Genomic DNA, 22,082 nt, shown 5'->3' on the forward strand with positions numbered 1-22,082 from the left:
GGATGGGGGAAGCGTGAATTTTCAATCCGTTATAGCTTTGTTGCATCACTTCTGGACCGAGCGCGGTTGTCTCATTGCCCAGCCTTACGATATTGAGAAGGGGGCTGGTACTAAGAATCCGCAGACATTTTTAAGAGCGTTGGGGCCGGAACCGTGGGCTGTTGCCTATGTTGAACCATGTCGTCGCCCAACGGATGGACGGTACGGTGAAAACCCTAACCGTTTCCAACACTATTATCAGTACCAAGTTCTGATTAAGCCCTCGCCAGATAATATCCAGGAGATTTATCTTGATTCATTAAGGGTTTTAGGTATTCGTCCTGAAGACCACGATATTCGGTTTGTAGAGGATAATTGGGAAGATGCAACGGTGGGAGCTTGGGGTACTGGATGGGAAGTATGGTTAGATGGGATGGAAATTACCCAATTTACCTACTTCCAACAGTGTGGGGGAATTGATTGCCGTCCTGTGTCGATTGAGATTACTTATGGTTTAGAGCGGCTGACAATGTATCTCCAGCAAGTGGAGGCAATTACTAAAATTCATTGGACCGACAATATTACTTATGGTGATGTTTTTCTGCAAAATGAGATTGAGCAGAGTACATACAATTTTGAAGCGTCTAATCCTGAATTGCTACTGACATTGTTTAGTTTGTATGAGCAGGAAGCTACTCAGTTAACGGAGAAGGGTTTGGTGTTACCCAGTTTGGATTATGTAATGAAGTGTTCGCACACGTTTAATCTGCTGGATGCTAGAGGTGTGATTTCGGTGACGGAGAGAACTCGCTATATTGCCAGGATTCGGCATTTGGCTAGGAAGGTTGCTCATTTATATGTAGAACAAAGAGAGAAATTGGGTTTTCCGTTGCTCAAAGATTTAAAACCAGTTATACCTGTTGGGCAAGTCGATGTCGCCGCTACATAGACAAAATCTGCCTCCGCAGGTTAGCAAACCTTTGATTTTGCATTCTGATAAGCTAGGCATATCTTTAATCATGTAGCTATTGCTAAAGGTCAGAAATACCGTGAAATCCTGAATCTGGAAGATTAAGGCTACAAAATAAGGCCCGCACAGGCGGGCTTTGTTTGTATAAACTTGATGGACTATACTTCACCACAGGCATCAAAATCTTTCAAAGATGTCTATTAAAGAGATGAAAAGCTTACGCAGAGGTACTCCAGCCGCAGATAATAAGAGTTTGGAATATTTGATTTTTGAATTTCATTGCCAAATTCAGCAATGTCAATTTTTCTCTATTGGTACTCTAGCTATTTTTAAGTCAGCTGCGAATTCTGGGTGTCAGGTGCTTTTACAAAAAATCTTATGATTCAAACCAGTGGTGTAATTATTTGTCTTGGCTACATTTTTGGGTTGCTGTTTACAGCAGTTCCTTGGGGTGGTGTGTGGATTTTGGTTCTGGGGATAGTGGGAGCAATTCTTTTTAGAAGACGCACCAGTTCACAACAACTTGCCCAAAAAGCAGAAAAGGCTGGAAGCAAAAATAAGGCAGTGCCTAATACCTGGCAAACTAATCCCCATCCTCGAATATGGTTAGCTGCTGGCTTAGTAGGATTATTGGCAACTGTATATTTTCAATGGCGAGTGCCGCAACCAGGTGCAAAAGATATTAGTCAGTTTGTTCCACCTGGAAATAGCAGTAATCAAGAACAACTTGTGATTGTTCGTGGGGAAGTGGCGAGTAATCCTCGATTAACTCGCAGTCAGCGAGGACAATTTTGGCTGGAAGCAACTCAGATAGATGAGGTCAAAAATGAAAAAGGTTCAGCAGGTGTCCCAAAAGGAGTAACGGGCAAATTGTATGTGACAGTGCCCATACTTCAGGCGACTGGGTTATACCCTAGTCAACAAATTGCTGTGACTGGAATTTTGTACAAACCAAAGGCGGCTTCTAATCCTGGTAGTTTCGATTTTCAGAAGTTTCTTAAGCAAGAAGGAACGTTTGCTGGTTTGATTGGGCGACAAATAAATGTTTTGGATCAGGAACGTAAATGGGGATGGTGGCAAATTCGGGAGCGAATTGTACGATCGCAAGTTCGTTGGTTAGGTATCCCTGAAGGGCCTCTTGTCAGTGCAATGGTTTTAGGTAGCAAAGCTGTTGATTTACCTTACGATATCCGTGATTTATTTGTACAAGCGGGATTAGCTCATGCTTTAGCAGCTTCTGGGTTCCAAACTTCTTTGATCTTGAGTGTGATCTTACAGTTAACTAGACGGGCAAAAAAAGCAACGCAATTTACCTTTGGCTTTTTGGCTCTAATCATTTTTCTGAGTTTAACAGGTTTTCAACCTGCGGTTCTCAGAGCCGTAATTATGGGTTTTGCGGCATTAGTGGGTTTGCTATTAAAAAGGAAGGTAAAACAGTTCGGATCATTGCTATTAGCAGCAACTCTGTTATTAGTGTTTAATCCTCTATGGATTTGGGATTTAGGTTTTCAATTGAGTTTTTTAGCAACGCTGGGCTTAATCGTAACAGTACCGGCATTAGTTGAGCGCCTAGCATGGCTACCACCTGCGATCGCTTCTTTAATTGCCGTTCCCCTTGCCGCGACTCTTTGGACTTTACCTGTACAACTTTCTGTATTTGGGGTTGTACCATCTTATAGTTTGTTGCTGAATGTGGTTAGTACTCCATTAATTTCGATCATTAGTATAGGTGGAATCATTAGTGCTTTAGTAGGTTTAATTTGGACTCAGGCAGGAAGCTTCATCGCATCGGTGTTACATTACCCGACAGACTGGCTAATTAAATTAGTGGAGTTTTTTAGCAAGTTGCCAGGAAATTCTGTTGCTGTAGGTAGTATATCCACTTGGCAGCTTTTGACGATTTATTTACTGATTATACTGGTTTGGCTAGTTCCTTGGTGGCAGCGACGGTGGTGGGTTGCTAATGTGATTGCCCTTGGTTTAGTATTCATCCCCCTTTGGCATTCTACAAATACATTGTTTAGGATAACGGTATTAGAATCTGGTACGGAACCAATTGTAGTTGTTCAAGATAGAGGAACTGTAACTGTAATTAATAGTGGTGATGAAGGGACTGGACGTTTCACAATCCTACCGTTTTTACAACAGCAGGGTATTAATCAAATCAATTGGGCGATCGCAACTGATTTTCAAGGCAATGAAAGTAATGCTTGGTTGGAATTATTGCAACGTTTACCAATCCAAAATTTTTATGAATATTCCCCCAATCCAGAAAATTCTATTGCAACTCAGGCAATTCAACAAGAATTACAAAAGCATAAGGGATTTTATCAATCAATGGCAGTTGGTCAAGCTGTCAAAACGGGTTCAATAGTGGCGCAGTTAATCAACGCTCAATTACCCATTTTACAATTGCAAATTTTAGATCAGAATTGGTTATTAGTCGGTAATGTAAAGTCTAAAGAGGTACAGCAATTAGTTAAAAATGGGAGCTTGCCTCGTCCACAAGTCCTGTGGTGTTCACCTCAGTCATTAAAAGATTTAGTTATTGCTCTGCAACCACAAGTGGCGATCGCTTCTTCTATTAACTTTGATCCAAAGGTTTTATCTGAACTAAATCAAAGCCAAACTAAACTATTTTTTACGGGACGCGATGGAGCTATTCAATGGACACCTGATGGTCAGTTTGAGGCGTTTATTGAAGCAGCAGAAAACAAATCTTCTATCTTATAAAAAACTCACAATTCAGAAATTTCAAAAGCACGACAAGTCAGTTGGTACAATAAAATCAAACTATGTAAAGAGAAATAAACTAGGCTAAAACCCTTATATTTATTGACTGTACCAAGATTGCCTATTGTCTTATCCCAACGACAATTATTTACGCCTACTTACTTATTTATTCTTAGGCAAGACTAGCTAAAGATGAGTTTTATAGATTACAGCCTAGTTAGTACTTAATAAAGTTTCACATTCGCCTACATTATGCCAGTCTGGTCTTTGACTGACACCCAATACTTGTTGGATTTTGGGTAAAAGAGGGAAAGAAAAAATCTTCAACCTTTTCCCTGAACCCACTTCCGATTGAAATGCAAAACCACAAGTACTATTGGACTAGAACTAATTACTTTAAATTAAAACACAGCATTTTTTAATAAAGTCATGGATTAGACTTGATTATTTACAGAACCAAATCATCTTAATGATTTAAAATCTGATAGTAGTGGAAATACTTATTTTATTTTTACTTATTTAAATATTTCTTTTACATTGTGCTTATAATTCTTGCTCTAAAAATAGTTAAGCTTCATACTTGAGAATAAACCATAGTTTTTTACTATTGCTTAGAAAAACATCTATCTTACTTCACGATCACTTGAACTAGATGTCATTACTTATACCATTGTAGTAGCATCTTAAATGATTGATATTAGAGAAGTAGTTTAAAAATATAGCTTGTCTATCCCCTATATGAATAAAAAATGGGCTGCTAAACGACTTACCATCAATCTCACATCAAGCGAGGCACAGAAACTTGAACAATACTGTTCAATCACAGGCAGACCAGCAACTGATGTGATTCGGGAGTTAATTCGCTCTCTTGCTACTCAGGAGGAAAAAGGCTTGCAAACTTAGTAAATCATACTGAACAAAAAACAAAATTATGATAATCACATCTAATTGGGGAGTGAAATAACTGTTTCAGGGTTATTGGTTATTTCCTTGAAAACACACCCTATAGGTAGCAACTGAACACTTAGCTATACTCAATATGGATGATTTTGAGGCAATAGTTCACCTATAAGTGAATCCGTAAATCGGTTTTGCTCTCAGTATCAGTGCCAGCGTTTTCTAGGAAAATCACCAGGGGAGTTTAGAGGCAGGGGCAACAGTATTCCTGCCCAAACTTCTCTAGAGCTACAAATTACTCAATAAGGTTTGGAATAATAAAATTGTTCTAGCGCTTAAATTCGCTTCTTCTCAGACATTTTTAAATTTTGAAGCTTTTAACTTTAAAACGTTTGAGTAAGACGTTCGGCGATGGCTCAGTAAAGCTGCAATTATGCCGTTCGCATAGAATTCCGTAGGAAATTCAAAAATTTAAACAGACACTTAAAAAGTCTGGTTGACTACTAAGAAAATATCAAAAATAAATTTTTCAGCCAGGTATATGTAAGTTTAGCGTAGCGATCGCTAACCTGGAAGTAACGATAACAAGTTTTTGTCAATTGGGGGACATACCTTTATTTACCTTGCCCATCCCATACCCATAATCAGTAATGGCTTTACCAAAACTTAGTCTTTCGATTCACATCCAGAAGTATAGCGATCGCCCCTTTAACAGCTAAAAATTTAATCAGAGAACAGAGTGCGTTATTGTCGCTTATCGTAGGTATCGCTTGTTTTCAATTGCGACGGAAATTTCTCTTACGTTGTTTGTGTCTTGCAACTTCTTTGCGCTTGTGTTTTTCCAAAGGGGTTTCAAAGTGACGATTCTTTCTCATGTCTGGGAAAATACCTGCTTTGGAAACTTCTCTCTTAAATCGACGCAAAGCCGATTCAATTCCTTCATTTTCGCCCACAAATACTTGGGTCATTTTTATCTCCTACTTAATTGGTACTGGGCGATTTCAAAGCATCCAGTAGATCGGAGCGCAAAAAGGGCAGATAATGATTCTGCCCTTAAGACGTTAAAACTTAATTTTTGATTTTAAACTTTAGTAGCGTCCTCGGTTGTATCCGCCACCGCCGCCGCCGCGACGATCGCCACCACCACCACCAAAGGAACCACTTCTGTCTTCCTTGGGTTTAGCCTTGTTGACTTTAAGGTCGCGTCCCATCCACTCAGCACCATCAAGAGCTTCAATGGCAGCTGTTTCTTCAGCTTCTGTACCCATCTCTACGAAAGCAAAGCCACGTGGACGGCCTGTTTCACGGTCAGTAGGCAATTGAACACGTTTTACAGAACCATGTTCAGCAAATACAGATGTAAGGTCTTCTTGTGTGACCTCGTAGGATAGATTACCTACATAAATTGACATGCGTTATCTCCAAAATCATAGGTGTGTAGAGATTTAGATTTCGGAGACAAGCTTGTTAAGACCAAAAGGAAAAAGCCTGTCAATACTAAAAACAAACGCTGTAACCGAATTTTATTCTCACTTAAATACCTTAGCACATCCTTGAGTTCTTACCCATCCTAAAAAAGGAAGTACTAAGGTCAGCGATCGCAGTTTACCCTCTCAAACATCCTCTAGGTGATGAATTTATAGGCAACTTTAACATTGAGTAGCAAAAATTGCCTAAATAATTGCAAAATAAATGCAGTTCGTCATTGTAACTATCTGGAAATGCCGACTACACTTGCTGACGCACAAAATTTACTTTCTGATCTGATTGCCCGCTACAGTGAGCGTGTAGATTATCTGATGATTCGCCTTGAAGAAGCAGAAGGGACTGATATCTTGTTGCGTGGCGACAAGGTAGAAACCCTCAGTGAAGGCATCTCCATTGGTGGACATATTCGCGCTTGTTATAAAGGTGGGTGGGGGTTAAGCTGCTTCAACCAACTGGGAACAATTCAAGATCGCATAGAAGAAGCGATCGCTGCGGCGCGAATGGTTGGTGATGAAGAAACTTTGCTTGCACCCATTGACCCGGTGCAAGCAGTATGCGTTTTACCCCTAAAAGGCACTGATCCCCGAAAAATCCCACTTTCCAAGAAAAAACAATTGTGCGATCGCTATACTGAATTGCTCAAAAGTATTGATGACCGGATTACAACTACCTCGGTGCGTTATGGTGACAGCGCTCAAAGAGTGATCATTGCTACCTCCGAAGGAACTTTGATCGAGCAATCTTGGGTGGATATGGAAATGCGCTTTGCCGCCACTGCCAGAAATGGCGAAACCGTACAAACTGGAAGGGAAACTACTGGTTCTCGCAAAGCTTACGAAGATTTAACTGATTTGGATGAACAGGTAAAAGGTGCGGCTCAAAGAGCGATCGCAGCTTTATCTTTACCACCTGTCAAAGGCAATACTTATACCGTAGTTATTGACCCAATTCTCACAGGTTTGTTTGTCCATGAAGCATTCGGACATCTTTCTGAGGCTGATATGGCTTACGAAAATCCTGATTTGTTAGAAGTTATGACCATTGGACGGCGGTTTGGCCCAGAAGAACTCCAAATTTTTGATGGTGCAGCCCCAGAAGGACATCGCGGTAGCTATTTTTACGATGATGAAGGCACGCCTGCTACAACTACGCAATTAATTAAAAATGGAGTTTTAGTTGGACGTTTACATTCTCGTGAAACTGCTGGCAAATTAGAGGAAGCGCCCACTGGTAATGCCAGATGTCTGAATTATCACTTTACTCCCATTGTGCGGATGACAAATACCTGGATTGAACGGGGTAAAACACCAGTCAAAGACTTATTCACGGATATCAAAGAAGGAGTTTATGCCCGTAATTGGTTGGGTGGAATGACGAATGGTGAAATGTTTACCTTTAGCGCCGGGGAAGCTTGGATGATTAGGAATGGCAAAATTGCTGAACCTGTGCGGGATGTAACGCTTTCGGGAAATGTATTCCAAACTTTAGCGGATATTGAGGCAATTGGTGATGATTTTTATTGGGATGAATCCGGCGGTTGTGGCAAGGGAGGACAAAATGGGTTATCAGTGGGTTGTGGCGGCCCTAGCCTCAGAATTCAAGATGTAGTGGTTGGTGGTGAAATGTGAACTGCCCACTGCTATAACTGGTACTCCGAGTAAACTTAGGTTTTTAGTAGTCTGTCAAGCTTAAATTGATAGACCACTAGTGCGAAAATATTACTGTGATTGCCTAACCAAAGTAACCAAAGCAAGCATTGGTAGAGACAGATAATACAAATCATATATGATGGCTCTCTATTCCCTGCTCTTGACTTATTCTTGCAAAAAATGTATAGTTTACATTGCATAGAAGGGGAGTAGCTGCTGGCAAAAAATAAAGGCCAGTACATCTGAGTCAACATACTGGCGATGAGCCTGGTTCAGATGGCGAATAATAAATATTTGAAAGCGAGACCTTCACTAAGTTCACACCGAAAAGTGTAAACTTGGTGAGGTCTTTTGGTTCTCATCAAGCTTCACATCGGTAAAGGATTCTTCAGGAGCTTGAGAGAGTGTTAACAGCTTTTACCGCAGGTTTGTTATTAATTACAGTTTCAGAATTAGGCGATAAAACATTTTTTATTGCCGTGATTTTGGCAATGCACCACCCAAGGCGGCTGGTATTTATAGGTGTTACAGCTGCTTTAGCAGCGATGACAATCCTTTCGGTATTATTTGGACAAGCGGTATCTTTGTTACCAAAAGCTTATATTCATTACGCCGAAATAGTTTTATTTCTTGCCTTTGGTATCAAGCTGTTATATGACGCTAGTAAGATGTCTTCGGCTGTTTGTGATACGGAAGTTGTACAAGAAGCCGAAGCTGCGGTGAAAAAAGCAGATTTGGAGTTACCAAAGAAAAAGACTTCCTTAGCAATTGTCATAGAAGCCTTTATATTGACATTTATGGCAGAGTGGGGCGATCGCACCCAAATTGCCACCATTGCTCTAGCCGCAGGTAATAATCCCATTGGAGTGACAATAGGGGCAATTTTAGGACATGCCATTTGTGCTGCGATCGCAGTTATTGGTGGCAAAATGATTGCCGGACGCATTTCTGAGCGTCAACTCACCTTTGTTGGCGGATGCCTGTTTTTAGTCTTTGGTGTCGTAGCTGCCATTGAAGGAGCATGAGGGAGGCAGGGGGAGAATAAAAAATTAGCTCTTTCCCCTCTTTCCAATGCCCAATGCCCTTCAGGAGTGCTGAGTGGGGAATCTCATTTCTTTACCCAGCACTCGGAACTCGAAACTCGGAACTGTTTTGCCCAATGCCCATTACTTCGGAGTACTTTTCAATGAAGGCGCGGCGGGAGATACGGCCGAATTAGGAATGGGGGAAGTCATTCCTGCCTTTTTAATTTCGTCTTTGTACTGAGCAGGTGCTAAAGCTGCGGCACTATCAAATAAAGGTTTTGCATCTGCGTCTTTGCCCTGTTGTTTCAAGAGCATCGCTTTTGCCACAACGGGGCGAAAATCTTTAGGATCTTTCTTAATTGCCTGGTCATATACAGAGCTAGCTTGAGCGTAGCGTTTCTGGGAAGCATGAACAGAACCTAACAACACCTGCACGGCTACTATATCTACACTTCCAGGCTGAATTGTATTTACTTGGGCAGCTTTCGAGAGGGTTTCTTGCAGCAAACCAATAGCTGCTTCCGGGCGTTGCTGACTGATTAACAAAGCCACCATTCCTTGCAAAGCCTTCAAATCGCCAGGTTTTGTAGACAAAATTGTACGATAAGCTTGAGCGGCTCCTTCGCGATCGCCTATTTGCTGTTTAGCTTGAGCTAGTAGCACTGAATATTCTGACTGTTCGGGATTTAGCTTGGCTAGCTTTTCCAGGGGTTCAATGACAACTTGGATATCAGCTGGTTTAACCTCACTTTTTTCTTTTTGACTCAGTAATTGTAGCCGCGCTTGTAATAAGCCCTTAAGCGCAGTCTGATTTTCTGGTTCTCTTTGCAAAACCAGTTCATAACCCCGTACTTCGTCTTCCAGTTTTGATTTTTGGTCAGCAGAGGTCAAAGTGCCTCTGGTGCTAGCGGTATTCTGGTTTGAGGATGGCGTATTATTAAATGCTCCAATTATGGGAATCACCGAAACACCCACAAAAGCAAGAATTGCCAGCGCCAAGACGATTTGAACTATCCAACGATTGCGCGGTTGAGACACAGTTTTGTCTTTCTCCTAAATTTTAATGACATTATCATTTACACAAATCGTAAAGTTAAAAATTTCCAAAACTTTGCGGAATACCGCCAATTGCCTGTGAATTTTATAACAATTAACTATTTACACTGCTAAAGTAAGTGATGACTTTAGGAGGAGCCGTCAGAATTGTAGCTATGATATGCTTCCGAAACTAGTGTGAAGGCGCTAAATTACACATTTAGTGTTTATACACTCAATTTAGCGCCTTTAGTATTGTTATAGAGTACCCTAGTGTGACTTTGTGAAAAGCAAATATACTTTCATCAGTCGCACAAATGCTCTTTTCAGCTACCTTTATAAAATCCCACAATGGGATGTGTCTCCGCCGCAAGGAGTTTTTATGAATTCCGACCTGATGCCGTTGCCTGAATCTTCCAATTCTTCTGCCTCTAACCAGGGCCCAAATAAAATAGAGGCTGCCTCTAATGTTCACATAGTAACCAAGCCCTCTAAATTTGAAAATTCGCCTGTCAACCCCAGTGAGACTGACTCAAATGGGAACTTAGTCAATCGAGTGCAACCGATTCCGCCTCCCAGCGAACCGATGCAGTACCGAGCGATCGGATTAGTCCGGGGTCGCTATCATGCTAGCAGCGAACAATTTACTCAAGGTACGCTGCTAACCACAGATGGGGTAGAACTCAATGCCGTCCTCCTAGGCCGGATTATGAGCTTAGTCAAGAATCATCTAGACTTAGAAAAAGAACATTTGTGGGTAGTATATCCACGTACAAGACAAGAAAATGACACCTTGCACATCCAAATCGTCGGAGTTTGGGAGCCAGAAAATCTGGCTAAAAACTCAACAGATGAGGACGAGTCAGATTTAGATTTGCAAGAGTCACAGACACCCGATGATGGCTTATCTGAAAATTCTGAATTAAGCACAATTCCTACAATTCCCTCATCTGAAGTTACCGATGGTGGTTTTTCTGTTCGTGGTGAGGTAGTATACCAATCTTTTGACGCTAAGAGTTTGGTAGTCAAAATTAGGCAGGCTGCACGCAAACCAACTGACAAACCCAAGTATTTCAAGTTGAAATTGAGGGGTGTATTGACTACTAAAGCGGTAGGAAAGTTCTGGGACTTCCAAGCCAAGCGAGAAGCTGATGTTTTGATAGTAGAAAAAGCTGAAGCGATCGCTGACTTGCCCAAAAAACGCAAACCACCATTCAGAGGTGGCCCTCGTGCTGGCGGTAGCGGTGGTGCTGGTGGTAGAAAACCATTCCCCCCCAGACGCAGTGGCGAAACTCCGCGTCCCATCAAGAAAACAGGCGCAGGCGGCGATACCTCTGTGGTGTCAAAACCTATACCAAAAACGCCTGCTCCTAAACCCATTAAGCGACCGAAACCGACTCAAGAATAGGGAATAGGGAATTGGGAATTGGGTTGTTCTCCTTATCTCCCTGCCCCATTCCCCATTCCCCAGGATCAAAAATCCGTTCGACGGTCTTGGGGTAGAAAAGATCGCTCCATCGGAATTGGAGAAACTGGTTCTGTGAGGGTAAACGTCCCTGCTTCGATCCACTTTTTCAACTCTAGGGCGACTTGCCTAGAAAAAAACAAACTCGCTAAGGGGGCAGAGCGTACAGCTTTGCCCTCAATAGTGATCTTCCCAGATTTGAGTTGGGCATAACTCACCAAACCAAAAGTGGGACGAACGCGCCGGGGAATAGAAAAATCTACTATTGGGGCAACTAAGTCTTTATCCTGTACGGCGCAGTGTTCAACTACTTGTTCATTTAATACGGGGAGTGGAACACCAACCCCTAACATCAATGAGGGGCCATAACTTTTAAAGTAACAACCCCGCACCCAATGAGCATCCATTTGTTTGGCATCACCAATTAAAGCTAAAGTGGCAGAAGGCCCAATAGGTGTACGATTAGCTAAACGTTTTTGTAAGGGGAAGTGCTGAGTGCCTTCCCAGGCAACATAGCCAATACCGCCGCCTAAAAAGATTCGAGTCCCTATACCAACGAGTTGCAAATCGGGATCGTTGAGTAAGGGTGAAATAGCACCAGGATTAGAGTAAACAGCATTCCCTAGACGGGGTTGTAAAGGACCCAAATAGGTGAACAGGGGGCGATCGCCACCATTTACACCAACAATAAAATTTTGATAAAGATTGCGCGGATTGAATAAATAAAACTGATTAATCGTTTCACGAGTAACTGTAGTTTCAAAACTTGCTCTGGGGTAACAATCTGTTACTTGTCCTTGCGCTTTTACATGTATAGCTTTACCAGCGATCAAATCTTCGATTACATGACCACCGCCACGTTCTCGAACTTCTTCTCCGTCTGTCGTCTCCACGGCACAACTCGCACCCAAATATAAATCTACTGCCCCAAAACCAGAGTATGCTGGTACGCCATCTAACCAGCAACGACGAATTTTGATCGGAGGGTCAGTGTGTCCGAGATTGATAATTGCACCGCTTGATTCCATCGGCTCAAACGTACCAGTGGTAATTACATCAACTTCTTTAGCCGCTTTAGTAACACCAATTTCTACAACTCGTGCTTTTAACTCTTCAGTTGTCAACACTACCGCACGTTGGCGGATGATTTTCTCGTTAATTTCTGCAATTGTTCGCATCTTATCAGTGCTAGCGCTTCCTGCTATCTTCCTCTCTGAAGGATATCTTGATAAATCAGAGAATCTTGCATAATTTCCTGTCGAAATAGTTGTCTGCCAATCTCGATACGACAGCTTAACACCCCCGATAGGCTTAAAATTCCCCAAAAAACAATTCGACTATTGCAAAGTCCAAATCATATATTTTTTGGGAAAAGTACGTAAATTGTATCAAAAGTCTTTTATTTAGTAAGTAAAAATACTATCAAAAAAGCCTTGCGTTATCAATCAAATGTATGTATGGTTAGGATTAATTAGACTTGCTAGGTCTAGATAATTTTACGTGAACAGAAAGAAATATTTCTGGCTTTTGTAAAGCATCTCAGCCAACTAGTCAGTCACAAAATGGGAGCTAATAGTAGATGCTAGAAGATTTTGCTAAGGGAGAAGCTACTTAAGAGCAATTATACAAGGGATATCTAAGCAAAAGTTAGAACTCTATATATTTGCGAAATTGTCCTGACTTCTACACCCTCAGCACAATTAATTCTATTTATTGCTATTCATTTTATTGCGACATTTCACCCGATAACGAATTGAGTAAAAGGCAATGACTACTTCTGAACTACCTAATCTTAATCAAAGAAACCAAAAGAAAGTTTCTGATAGGATTGAAAATTTATCCTCGACATCAGATGAAAAAAAGTTATTTAACTTAAAGGTAATTGAGTATCTATTACTTGCAGCTTTTGTTTCTTCTGCACTCTTTATTGTTTTTCTTTCAGAAGATAAAAAAGTTGTTATTTCTGGAGCAGTAGCTCTAACTTTCTTATTTTTTTTGTTGCTTATCAACAGACAAGTATTCCAGAACTATAAGAAGGCAGCTTATCAGTCAGAACTTACCAAAAAAGCTGAACTGTATAGTTATCTATTAACTAACCCTAATTCTTGGGATAAAGAAACACTGACTCTAACAAGAGGAAAGGCTTTACAATACAGCCAAGACTTGATTGACGATTATAAAAAAATTAGGGGTGTATCAAGGAACCTTTACTATAGTTTGCAAATTGCGACAGTGATTTTATCAGGAGTCACACCAATTTTAGTTCTGGTAGACAAATTAGAAGCAGGACAAGCTTGGCTCAAATGGCTACCTGTACTCTGCCCAGCTATTGCTTCTATAGTTGCTAGTATAGTTACCTCTTTTCCTTTTCAGAAGAATTCTCTTGCTGCTAACACAGCAGTTGAATTGTTAGAAGCTGAACAAGAGAAATTTATATTGGGTGTAACTCCACCTTATCGTTGTTATGATGTGTCTGACGAAAGCCAACAGCAACAGAAGGCAAGTCAAGCATTAGAATACTTTATTGTTCAAGTGAACAATATTCATCTCAACCAATTGCAACAAACGAGTGACACACAATCAGAGAAGACAGAATCTACTTCTTCATCTAATGAGTCAAACAAAGCGGGAGCAGAGGTAACGAAGTAGAAAGATACTTGATTAGTTAATTACGATCGCAAATTAGTCGAGTATTGGTTTAAATAGGATTTTTTCAGACTAATTGGAAAGGCTAAGATTCCCAACTTATTAAAAAAGTGGGGAATCTTATTGTTATTTCACACAAGTGCAGCTTTTGCAAGACAGGGAAAGGGCTTTTTATTAACCCTTTCCCATTTTGCTGAATTCTGTAATAAATCTAATCTGCTAGCTGGGATTATAAACAAAATTTAAGAGAAAGACATCCTGTCCAAAGCATTTAACGAAACCACAATTTTTTCATATATATCATCATTGAACTGACTTATATAGGTTTAGGTTTAGAGCCTCTACTTCGTTTGTTGATGAACCGAGCCGTATTGCTTTAGTTGCAAAGATTTACAATCAGTAATTATTGTTAAATAACTGTCTTAAATAGTTTAATTATTCGCTTAACTGTCTTAACTGTCTTAACTGTCTTCTAATTGTTCATTTTTGAATTTAACTATCTGCTTAACTGTCTTAACTGTCTTCTAATTGTTCATTTTTGAATTTAACTATCTGTTTAAATGCTTAAGCCTACGTATTGCTTTTTTTCTATAACCATGAAAGATTATGAGAACACCATAAATTACTAAACATTCATTTGCCATCATCTGAAATGAGTAATTACTCAAACAGATTGTTCAAATCTCCTATCTTTAAGTATAGGGAACTTGAGCTAAAATTCACATAGCTCTTTATCTGGACTGAAGAGCATTTTATTGGAACAGAATTCATTCTGAATTCTCTACGAGAAACTACGCTATCAGTTGCAGGTTTGAATTGCTTACTGATTGATCTGACCAAAGACGGAGTATCTTTGGCTTTGCTTCTGACTTCTGAATTCTTCTTCAAATTATTACATTGATACAAGCCACCACTAGAAAACTACACGTGGGGACATAGCGCGATTGGTGAAGATGCTCATCAATTGCCAATCTCAGCCACAAAATGAAGACAGCAAGAAGACTCCAGAGGAGGTTACGCGCAGATCATGCAACCCTTTGAACTGCCAGAATTTTACATGCCTTGGCCCGCACGGCTGAATCCAAACCTGGAAGCGGCGCGAGTGCATTCCAAAGCTTGGGCCTACCAGATGGGGATACTTGGCTCACAAGAGGAAGCCGAAAGTTCCCCTATCTGGGACGAGCGCACATTTGATGCTCACGACTACGCCTTGCTTTGCTCCTATACCCATCCAGATGCGCCAGGGACAGAGCTTGACCTAGTGACTGATTGGTATGTTTGGGTGTTCTTCTTCGACGATCACTTCCTTGAAATCTATAAGCGCACCCAAGACATGGCTGGGGCTAAGGAGTACCTCAACCGACTGCCGGCGTTTATGCCAATTTACCCCGTTGACATTCTCCCAGTGCCGACCAATCCAGTGGAGCGAGGCTTGGCCGACCTGTGGTCTCGCACTGCGTTCACCAAGTCTGCGGACTGGCGACTCCGGTTCTTTGAGAGTACCAAGAACCTCCTCGAAGAGTCTCTGTGGGAACTCGCCAATATCAACCAGGATCGGGTCGCCAACCCCATCGAATACATTGAGATGCGCCGCAAAGTTGGTGGCGCTCCGTGGTCGGCGGATCTCGTCGAACACGCCGTGTTTATAGAGATTCCGGCTGACATTGCCTCGACTCGGCCAATGCGTGTACTCAAAGACACATTTGCCGATGGAGTACATCTACGCAATGACCTGTTCTCCTACCAGAGAGAAGTGGAGGATGAAGGCGAAAATGCCAACTGCGTGTTGGTCTTGGAACGCTTCTTGAATGTGAGTACCCAGGAGGCAGCTAACCTCACCAACGAACTGCTGACCTCGCGGTTATACCAGTTTGATAACACTGCCGTCACCGAGTTGCCCCCTCTCTTTGAAGAGTATGGACTAGACCCAGTGGCTCGTGTGAACGTTCTCCTTTACATCAAAGGACTTCAAGACTGGCAGTCGGGCGGGCACGAGTGGCACATGCGATCGAGCCGTTACATGAACAAAGGAGGAGACAATTCTTCGACATCCACACTTCTGGGAGGCCCCACAGGGCTAGGCACATCGGCGGCACGGATTGGATCGTTATATGCGGCCTTGGGTTTAGGAAGGTTCAAGAGGTTCACTCACGTTCCATACCAGGCTGTGGGAGCAGTTACACTGCCGAAGTTTTACATGCCCTTCACTACAAGTTTGAATCCCCATCTGGATGCTGCACGGAAGCATTCCAAGGAATGGGCGCGTGAGATGGGGATGCTGGAATCACTACCTGGTATTCCTGATGCTGTCATCTGGGATGACCACAAGTTTGATGTTGCCGATGTAGCCCTTTGCGGTGCGTTGATCCATCCAAATGGATCTGGCCCTGAACTGAATCTGACCGCGTGCTGGCTGGTTTGGGGAACATACGCTGACGATTACTTCCCGGCGCTCTACGGGAATAACCGCAACATGGCTGGTGCAAAAGTATTTAACGCCCGCCTGTCGGCGTTCATGCCTCTGGATGACTCCACCCCCAGCGAGGTTCCGACCAATCCGGTGGAAGCGGGCTTGGCAGATATTTGGTCTCGTACAGCTGGCCCCATGTCTGCCAACGCCCGGACTCAGTTCCGCCGCGCAATCCAGGATATGACTGACAGTTGGGTGTGGGAACTCGCCAACCAGATCCAAAATCGGATTCCCGACCCGATCGATTATGTTGAGATGCGCCGTAAGACCTTTGGCTCGGATCTGACCATGAGTCTGTCACGACTAGCTCAGGGCAACGAGATCCCGCAGGAGATTTATCGCACTCGAACGATGCGATCGCTAGATAATTCCGCCGCCGACTTCGCCTGTTTAACCAACGATATCTTTTCCTATCAGAAAGAAATCGAATTCGAGGGCGAAATCCATAACTGTGTGCTGGTAGTTCAGAATTTCCTCAACTGCGATTTGCCGCAGGCCGTTGAAGTTGTCAACAACCTGATGACCTCTAGAGCGCTCCAGTTTCAACTCATCGTCGCTACCGAACTACCAGTTCTTTTCGATGATTTCAACCTGGATGCAACTACCCGCGAGAAACTGCTCGGATACGTCAAGAAACTAGAGCAGTGGATGTGCGGTGTCCTCAAGTGGCATATAACGGTAGACCGCTATAAGGAATTTGAATTGCGTAATTCGTTAGCAGGGCGGCTACTTAGTGGGCCCAGAGGGCTGGGGACTTCAGCTAGGCGTATTGGATCGGTGAGGGTTTAAGGTCATTACTCGGTCAATAAAGTCAGGTTTTTTTGTCGGTGAGTTAGTTCAAGGTCAGTATGCGATCGCGTGAGATCGGTTTTTTTAGTAATTAAAAAGTGGAGGATTAAGTTGTGACGTATTCTAATGACCCCAATTTGGTAGAAGATCAGCAGCCCCATTTAACCTTGAGTACAGCAGCGGCGCGTAATTTGGCAACAACAGCCAAATCTGCACCGCAGACTCAGGAAATTACATCGCGGTGGTTATTGAAGTTGTTGCCGTGGGTGCAGACAAAAGGTGGCGCATATCGAGTCAACCGTCGGTTGAATTATTCTGTGGGTGATGGACGGGTGACTTTCACCAATACTGGAGCTGCGGTGCAGGTGATTCCCCTAGAACTTACTGAGTTGCCCTTGCTGCGAGGGTTTAACAACCTTGACGTATTGATCGGGTTAGCAAACCAGTTTGTTCAGCAGGAGTATGCCCCAGATGATGTAATCGTTGAACTGGGCCAGCCTGCCGATCGCGTGATTCTAATTGCTCGTGGTAAGGTCAACAAAATTGGTGTTGGCAAGTATGGGGAGCAGATCGTGTTCGATGTGCTAGCTGACGGCGACCATTTCGGCGATGAAACTGTGGTGCAGTCCGAGGATACTTGGCAGTACACCCTGAAGGCGATTACCAGAACCATCGTTTTGTCGCTACCCCAAGCGGCGTTTGAGAGGGCGATCGCTCAGTCTGAGGCGTTAGGAACCCATGTTGAACAGTTTCGTACCCGCCTAAACCAGCCACAGACTCCCCAAGGTGAAGCTGCCATTGAGCTAGCAGCCGATCATCCCCAAGAGGCTGATCTGCCGGGAACCTTCGCCGATTACGAACTCACACCCAGAGAATATGAGTTGAGCATTGCTCAAACAGTGTTGCGAGTAAGTACGCGGGTAGCCGATCTGTACAATGAACCGTATAACCAGACAGAAGAACAACTGCGTCTGACTATTGAGGCATTGCGAGAACGTCAAGAACACGAATTGCTCAACAACCGCGAATTCGGGTTGCTGCACAACGCCGACCTCAAACAACGGATCTACAGCAGTAGCGGCGCACCCACCCCCGATGACTTGGACGAACTGTTGGCGACGGTATGGAAGGAGCCGGGATTCTTCCTGGCTCACCCCCGGACGATCGCTGCCTTTGGTCGTGAGGCCAACCGCCTCGGTCTCTATCCACAAAGCGTAGATGTAAACGGCGTTCAGGTCACATCTTGGCGCGGCGTACCCATTTTTCCTTCCAACAAGATTCCCATCACCAATAACCGTACCAGTTCTATCCTTTTGCTTCGCACTGGTGTAGAAAAACAAGGGGTAATCGGCTTACATCAAACTGGTATCCCCGATGAATATCAACCCAGCTTGTCTGTTCGATTCATGGGCATCAGCGAAAAGGCGATCATCTCTTACCTTGTCACCGCTTACTACTCCGCAGCCGTCCTCACTCCTGACGCACTTGGCATCCTCGAAGATGTCGAAATCGGGCGCTGAGTGATTGAATTTTAGATTTTAAATTTTGGATTTTGGTGAAGCAGCGCGGTCTTGGGGGTTTCCCCCATGAGCGACTGCTGAACCCGAAGGGATTGAAAGATTCAAAATTCAAAGTTTCAACACGTCTGTGATTTATACTCGCTCCGCAACAAGCAAGCTACGTGGAACAAATCTAAAATCTAAAATCCAAAATTGTTAACTAAAGGATGGGGTGATGACGGATTTTATTGAATCAAATTTAAATGTTGAGAATGGACAACCTCAACTGAGTTTGAGTAAAGATGCTGCGCGTACTTTATCCACAACCACCAAATCTGCACCGCAGACGCAGGAAATTACCTCACGATGGTTGTTGAAGATGTTGCCGTGGGTGCAAACGAAGGGTGGGACTTATCGGCTGAACCGTCGGTTGACCTATACTGTGGGTGATGGGCGGTTGAGTTTCTCCAACACCGGAGCCGAGGTACAGGTGATTCCCCAGGAACTTGTTGAGTTGCCCTTGCTACGAGGGTTTGACGACACTGAGGTGCTGAGGGCGTTAGCAAGTCGGTTTGTTCAGCAGGAGTTCGCACCTGGTGATATCATCGTCCAGTCAGGTCAGCCAGCCAATCAGCTTTTCTTGATCGCACATGGCAAGGTAAACAAGATTGGTATTGGCAAGTATGACGAGCAGCCTCTATTGGATATGCTAGCTGACGGTGATTATTTTGGCGATCGCGTGTTGGTGGATTCAGAAAGCAATTGGAAGTTCACAGTCCAAGCTGTGACCCGATGTACTGTATTAGTGCTACCACAACAGGCATTTCGGCAACTGCTCAACCAGTCGCAGGCGTTACAGGCTCAGGTTGAGCAATTTCGGACTCGCGCAGAACTTCCACAAAACAAGTATGGGGAAGCTGCGATCGCGTTGTCAACCAGTCATAGTACAGAGACGACATTACCCGGAACATTTGTTGACTACGAACTCTCACCCCGCGAATATCAGTTAAGCATTGCTCAGACTAGGTTGCGAGTAAGTACTCGCGTTGCAGATCTCTACAATCAACCGTACAATCAGACGGAAGAACAATTGCGGCTGACGATTGAAGCATTGCGAGAACGTCAAGAATACGAGTTGATCAACAACCGTGAATTTGGATTGTTGCACAACGCCGACCTCAAACAGCGCATTTATACCCGCAGCGGCCCCCCAACTCCCGATGATCTGGATGAATTAGTGACCCGTCGGCGGAAGTCAAGGTTCTTCTTGGCTCATCCCCGGACTATTGCAGCCTTCGGTCGCCAGTGCAACCGTCAAGGCATCTATCCAGACACTATTGATATGGATGGGAGCAAAATAATCACGTGGCGCAATGTACCGATTCTGCCCTGTAACAAGATCCCAATTACCAAAAACCAGACCAGCTCTATCCTTATACTCCGCACTGGTGAGAAAGATCAGGGTGTGATTGGCTTACATCAAACTGGTATCCCGGATGAATACCAACCCAGTTTGTCTGTCCGATTCATGGGCATCAGCGAAAAGGCCATTATCTCCTACCTCGTTACAGCCTACTACTCCGCAGCTGTGCTTGTCCCTGATGCACTCGGCATCCTCGAAGATGTCGAAATCGGTCGCTAAGAGAGGTTGAGCATCTGGACACTAAGGATATGACCAAAAACCAGTTAGTATCCAAAGTGTTGACTTAAAACCTTAACATGATTAATTTCAGCTTTCGGAGAGCATCCAATTTTTCCAAAAACCACTTAACTGACGCAAAAGCCCTTTACAAACCTCTTACCTTTACGTTTTTTGTGGTTCTTTTGTTCATTCTCTCATTTTTGTCTGAAGGCAACACAATAAAACGGTTGGGATACTCCCAATAATGCTTGATTAAGCATTTTTAACTCGGAATTGGGTTTTGGGTAAAGGTTAAAGGTTTTTTCTTTCCCCTTCCCCCTTAACTGACAAGTATTGGGGATACTCCCGCCTTTCGTGCGACAATTTAAAGATAAATAAGGGTATAAGCAATTTCAAAAATTGCTTATACCCTTATTTATATAAACTAAGTTTTTGCAGTCGCGTATAAGTCTAAGTTAGAGCTTGAGCAACTACTGCCGAAAGAGATTCGTTTGCTGCTTGCTTCAACAATTCGGCTTTATCGGTCTGTTCCCAAGGCAAGTCTAAATCAGCCCGCCCAAAATGACCGTAAGCCGCGACGTCCTGATAAAAACGTCCGCCTCGTTCACTTGGTAAGTTACGTAAGTTGAAGGTATGGATAATCCCTGCTGGGCGCAGTTCAAAATGTTGGTTGATTAATTCTAGTAAGGTTTCTTCATCCACTTTGCCAGTGCCAAAGGTATCTACCAAAATGCTTGTTGGTCGCGCTACACCAATAGCATAAGATAGCTGGATTTCAACTTTTTCTGCTAACCCAGCAGCGACAATATTTTTCGCCACATAGCGAGCCGCATAAGCAGCCGAACGGTCTACTTTGGTGGGGTCTTTGCCAGAAAAAGCGCCGCCACCATGCCGTGAATAACCACCGTAGGTGTCAACGATTATTTTCCGTCCTGTCAGACCAGAGTCTCCTTGAGGGCCACCAACGACAAATTTGCCAGTGGGATTGACTAAAAAACGTGTTTCCTCGTTAGGCTTAATGTCAATGTCACCAAAAACAGGTTCGACTACTGCCGACCAGAGGTCTTGTTTAATTTTGGCTTGTACAGCCGCCTCATCCGTAATTTCCCCAATAGTGGCTGTATGCTGGGTGGAAATTAGAATAGTATCAATACCTACTGGTCGCCCATCTTCGTAGACCACAGTTACTTGGGTTTTACCGTCAGGACGCAGGTATGACAATTCGCCTGTTTTACGAACTGCTGCCAATCGGCGAGCAATGCGGTGGGCGAGACTGATGGGTAAGGGCATCAGTTCTGGTGTTTCGTTACTGGCAAAACCGAACATTATACCTTGATCACCTGCACCAATTTTGTCGAATAGCTCATCACTATCTTGCTGGCGGGTTTCTTGAGCGGTGTTAACACCTTGGGCAATATCGGGTGATTGTTCGTCTAAAGCCAGCAAAACGCTGGTGCTGTTAGCAGAAAAGCCATTATCAGCATTGGTATAGCCAATTTCGGCAATTTTTTTGCGGGCGAGATTGACGAAATTCACATTTGCTTTGGTGGTTATTTCACCAGTGATTAGCACCAAACCAGTGTTAACTACTACTTCAGCAGCGACACGGCTGCTGGGGTCTTGTGTCAGTAAGGCATCCAGAATTGTATCAGAAATCTGATCGCAGATTTTATCTGGATGACCTTCGGTTACTGACTCGGAGGTAAATAAATATCGACGAGACAAAGCAAATTCCTCCTGACTTGAGTTTTTTTGCTGACTAAATTTGGTATTCAGTTCAACTACCTAAATTTAA

The 22,082-nt window shown here is 43.3% G+C and carries 15 protein-coding genes; 10 read left to right on the forward strand and 5 right to left on the reverse strand.

Annotated features, from left to right (window positions below; genetic code table 11):
• Positions 1 to 13: 13 nt before the first annotated feature.
• From glyQ to V7K69_RS23725, 3 genes are all read left to right on the forward strand, one after another.
• On the forward strand, positions 14 to 928 hold the full coding sequence (glyQ, locus tag V7K69_RS23715) for a glycine--tRNA ligase subunit alpha (RefSeq protein ID WP_335038964.1): 915 nt from the start codon (positions 14 to 16) through the stop codon (positions 926 to 928).
• Positions 929 to 1,327: 399 nt separating this feature from the next.
• Positions 1,328 to 3,682 (forward strand): ComEC/Rec2 family competence protein, encoded by a 2,355-nt coding sequence (locus V7K69_RS23720; RefSeq protein ID WP_335038852.1) that lies wholly within the window; start codon positions 1,328 to 1,330, stop codon positions 3,680 to 3,682.
• A 738-nt stretch (positions 3,683 to 4,420) separates the two neighbouring features.
• Positions 4,421 to 4,585 (forward strand): CopG family transcriptional regulator, encoded by a 165-nt coding sequence (locus tag V7K69_RS23725; RefSeq protein WP_114085124.1) that lies wholly within the window; start codon positions 4,421 to 4,423, stop codon positions 4,583 to 4,585.
• A gap of 770 nt (positions 4,586 to 5,355) precedes the next feature.
• Here the strand turns inward: V7K69_RS23725 and rpsU are convergent.
• A complete protein-coding gene (rpsU, locus tag V7K69_RS23730) occupies positions 5,356 to 5,547 on the reverse strand; it encodes a 30S ribosomal protein S21 (protein WP_069073774.1) in 192 nt (63 codons plus the stop codon).
• Positions 5,548 to 5,667: 120 nt separating this feature from the next.
• A complete protein-coding gene (locus tag V7K69_RS23735) occupies positions 5,668 to 5,991 on the reverse strand; it encodes an RNA recognition motif domain-containing protein (RefSeq protein WP_114085123.1) in 324 nt (107 codons plus the stop codon).
• Between the two features lie 309 nt (positions 5,992 to 6,300).
• Here V7K69_RS23735 and V7K69_RS23740 point away from each other — a divergent pair, with 309 nt between their 5' ends.
• Both V7K69_RS23740 and V7K69_RS23745 read left to right on the forward strand, forming a co-directional pair.
• A complete protein-coding gene (locus V7K69_RS23740) occupies positions 6,301 to 7,695 on the forward strand; it encodes a TldD/PmbA family protein (RefSeq protein WP_335038855.1) in 1,395 nt (464 codons plus the stop codon).
• 425 nt (positions 7,696 to 8,120) lie between these two features.
• Positions 8,121 to 8,741, forward strand: a complete 621-nt coding sequence (locus V7K69_RS23745) for a TMEM165/GDT1 family protein (protein WP_335038857.1) — start codon at positions 8,121 to 8,123, stop codon at positions 8,739 to 8,741.
• Positions 8,742 to 8,882: 141 nt separating this feature from the next.
• On the opposite strand, the gene V7K69_RS23750 is transcribed toward V7K69_RS23745, so the two are convergent.
• Positions 8,883 to 9,779, reverse strand: coding sequence for a tetratricopeptide repeat protein (locus V7K69_RS23750; protein WP_335038860.1), 897 nt, complete (start codon positions 9,777 to 9,779; stop codon positions 8,883 to 8,885).
• A gap of 379 nt (positions 9,780 to 10,158) precedes the next feature.
• On the opposite strand from V7K69_RS23750, the gene V7K69_RS23755 reads away from it, so the two are divergent.
• A complete protein-coding gene (locus tag V7K69_RS23755) occupies positions 10,159 to 11,184 on the forward strand; it encodes a hypothetical protein (RefSeq protein WP_335038862.1) in 1,026 nt (341 codons plus the stop codon).
• 65 nt (positions 11,185 to 11,249) lie between these two features.
• On the opposite strand, the gene V7K69_RS23760 is transcribed toward V7K69_RS23755, so the two are convergent.
• Positions 11,250 to 12,419, reverse strand: a complete 1,170-nt coding sequence (locus V7K69_RS23760; RefSeq protein ID WP_335038864.1) for a homocysteine biosynthesis protein — start codon at positions 12,417 to 12,419, stop codon at positions 11,250 to 11,252.
• Positions 12,420 to 13,008: 589 nt separating this feature from the next.
• Between V7K69_RS23760 and V7K69_RS23765 the strand changes: the two genes are divergently transcribed.
• From V7K69_RS23765 to V7K69_RS23780, 4 genes are all read left to right on the forward strand, one after another.
• Positions 13,009 to 13,890, forward strand: coding sequence for a DUF4231 domain-containing protein (locus V7K69_RS23765; RefSeq protein WP_335038866.1), 882 nt, complete (start codon positions 13,009 to 13,011; stop codon positions 13,888 to 13,890).
• 1,024 nt (positions 13,891 to 14,914) lie between these two features.
• Complete coding sequence (locus V7K69_RS23770; RefSeq protein WP_335038868.1) at positions 14,915 to 17,146, forward strand: family 2 encapsulin nanocompartment cargo protein terpene cyclase; 2,232 nt, start codon at positions 14,915 to 14,917, stop codon at positions 17,144 to 17,146.
• A gap of 113 nt (positions 17,147 to 17,259) precedes the next feature.
• Positions 17,260 to 18,666 (forward strand): family 2B encapsulin nanocompartment shell protein, encoded by a 1,407-nt coding sequence (locus V7K69_RS23775; RefSeq protein ID WP_335038870.1) that lies wholly within the window; start codon positions 17,260 to 17,262, stop codon positions 18,664 to 18,666.
• Positions 18,667 to 18,880: 214 nt separating this feature from the next.
• Positions 18,881 to 20,287 (forward strand): family 2B encapsulin nanocompartment shell protein, encoded by a 1,407-nt coding sequence (locus V7K69_RS23780; protein WP_335038873.1) that lies wholly within the window; start codon positions 18,881 to 18,883, stop codon positions 20,285 to 20,287.
• A 450-nt stretch (positions 20,288 to 20,737) separates the two neighbouring features.
• Here the strand turns inward: V7K69_RS23780 and metK are convergent, their stop codons facing one another.
• On the reverse strand, positions 20,738 to 22,012 hold the full coding sequence (gene metK / locus V7K69_RS23785; RefSeq protein ID WP_335038875.1) for a methionine adenosyltransferase: 1,275 nt from the start codon (positions 22,010 to 22,012) through the stop codon (positions 20,738 to 20,740).
• Between the last annotated feature and the right edge of the window lie 70 nt (positions 22,013 to 22,082).

The organism is Nostoc sp., assembly GCF_036917775.1.
Classification (GTDB): Bacteria; Cyanobacteriota; Cyanobacteriia; order Cyanobacteriales; family Nostocaceae; genus Nostoc.

Excerpts from the sequence above, each read along its gene's own strand:
- V7K69_RS23740 (WP_335038855.1), top strand. The coding sequence starts at position 6,301 with ATGCCGACTACACTTGCTGACGCACAAAATTTACTTTCTGATCTGATT.
- V7K69_RS23760 (WP_335038864.1), bottom strand. The coding sequence starts at position 12,419 with ATGCGAACAATTGCAGAAATTAACGAGAAAATCATCCGCCAACGTGCG.
- V7K69_RS23780 (WP_335038873.1), top strand. The coding sequence starts at position 18,881 with ATGACGGATTTTATTGAATCAAATTTAAATGTTGAGAATGGACAACCT.
- V7K69_RS23735 (WP_114085123.1), bottom strand. The coding sequence starts at position 5,991 with ATGTCAATTTATGTAGGTAATCTATCCTACGAGGTCACACAAGAAGAC.
- rpsU (WP_069073774.1), bottom strand. The coding sequence starts at position 5,547 with ATGACCCAAGTATTTGTGGGCGAAAATGAAGGAATTGAATCGGCTTTG.
- V7K69_RS23725 (WP_114085124.1), top strand. The coding sequence starts at position 4,421 with ATGAATAAAAAATGGGCTGCTAAACGACTTACCATCAATCTCACATCA.
- V7K69_RS23755 (WP_335038862.1), top strand. The coding sequence starts at position 10,159 with ATGAATTCCGACCTGATGCCGTTGCCTGAATCTTCCAATTCTTCTGCC.
- V7K69_RS23720 (WP_335038852.1), top strand. The coding sequence starts at position 1,328 with ATGATTCAAACCAGTGGTGTAATTATTTGTCTTGGCTACATTTTTGGG.
- V7K69_RS23765 (WP_335038866.1), top strand. The coding sequence starts at position 13,009 with ATGACTACTTCTGAACTACCTAATCTTAATCAAAGAAACCAAAAGAAA.
- V7K69_RS23770 (WP_335038868.1), top strand. The coding sequence starts at position 14,915 with ATGCAACCCTTTGAACTGCCAGAATTTTACATGCCTTGGCCCGCACGG.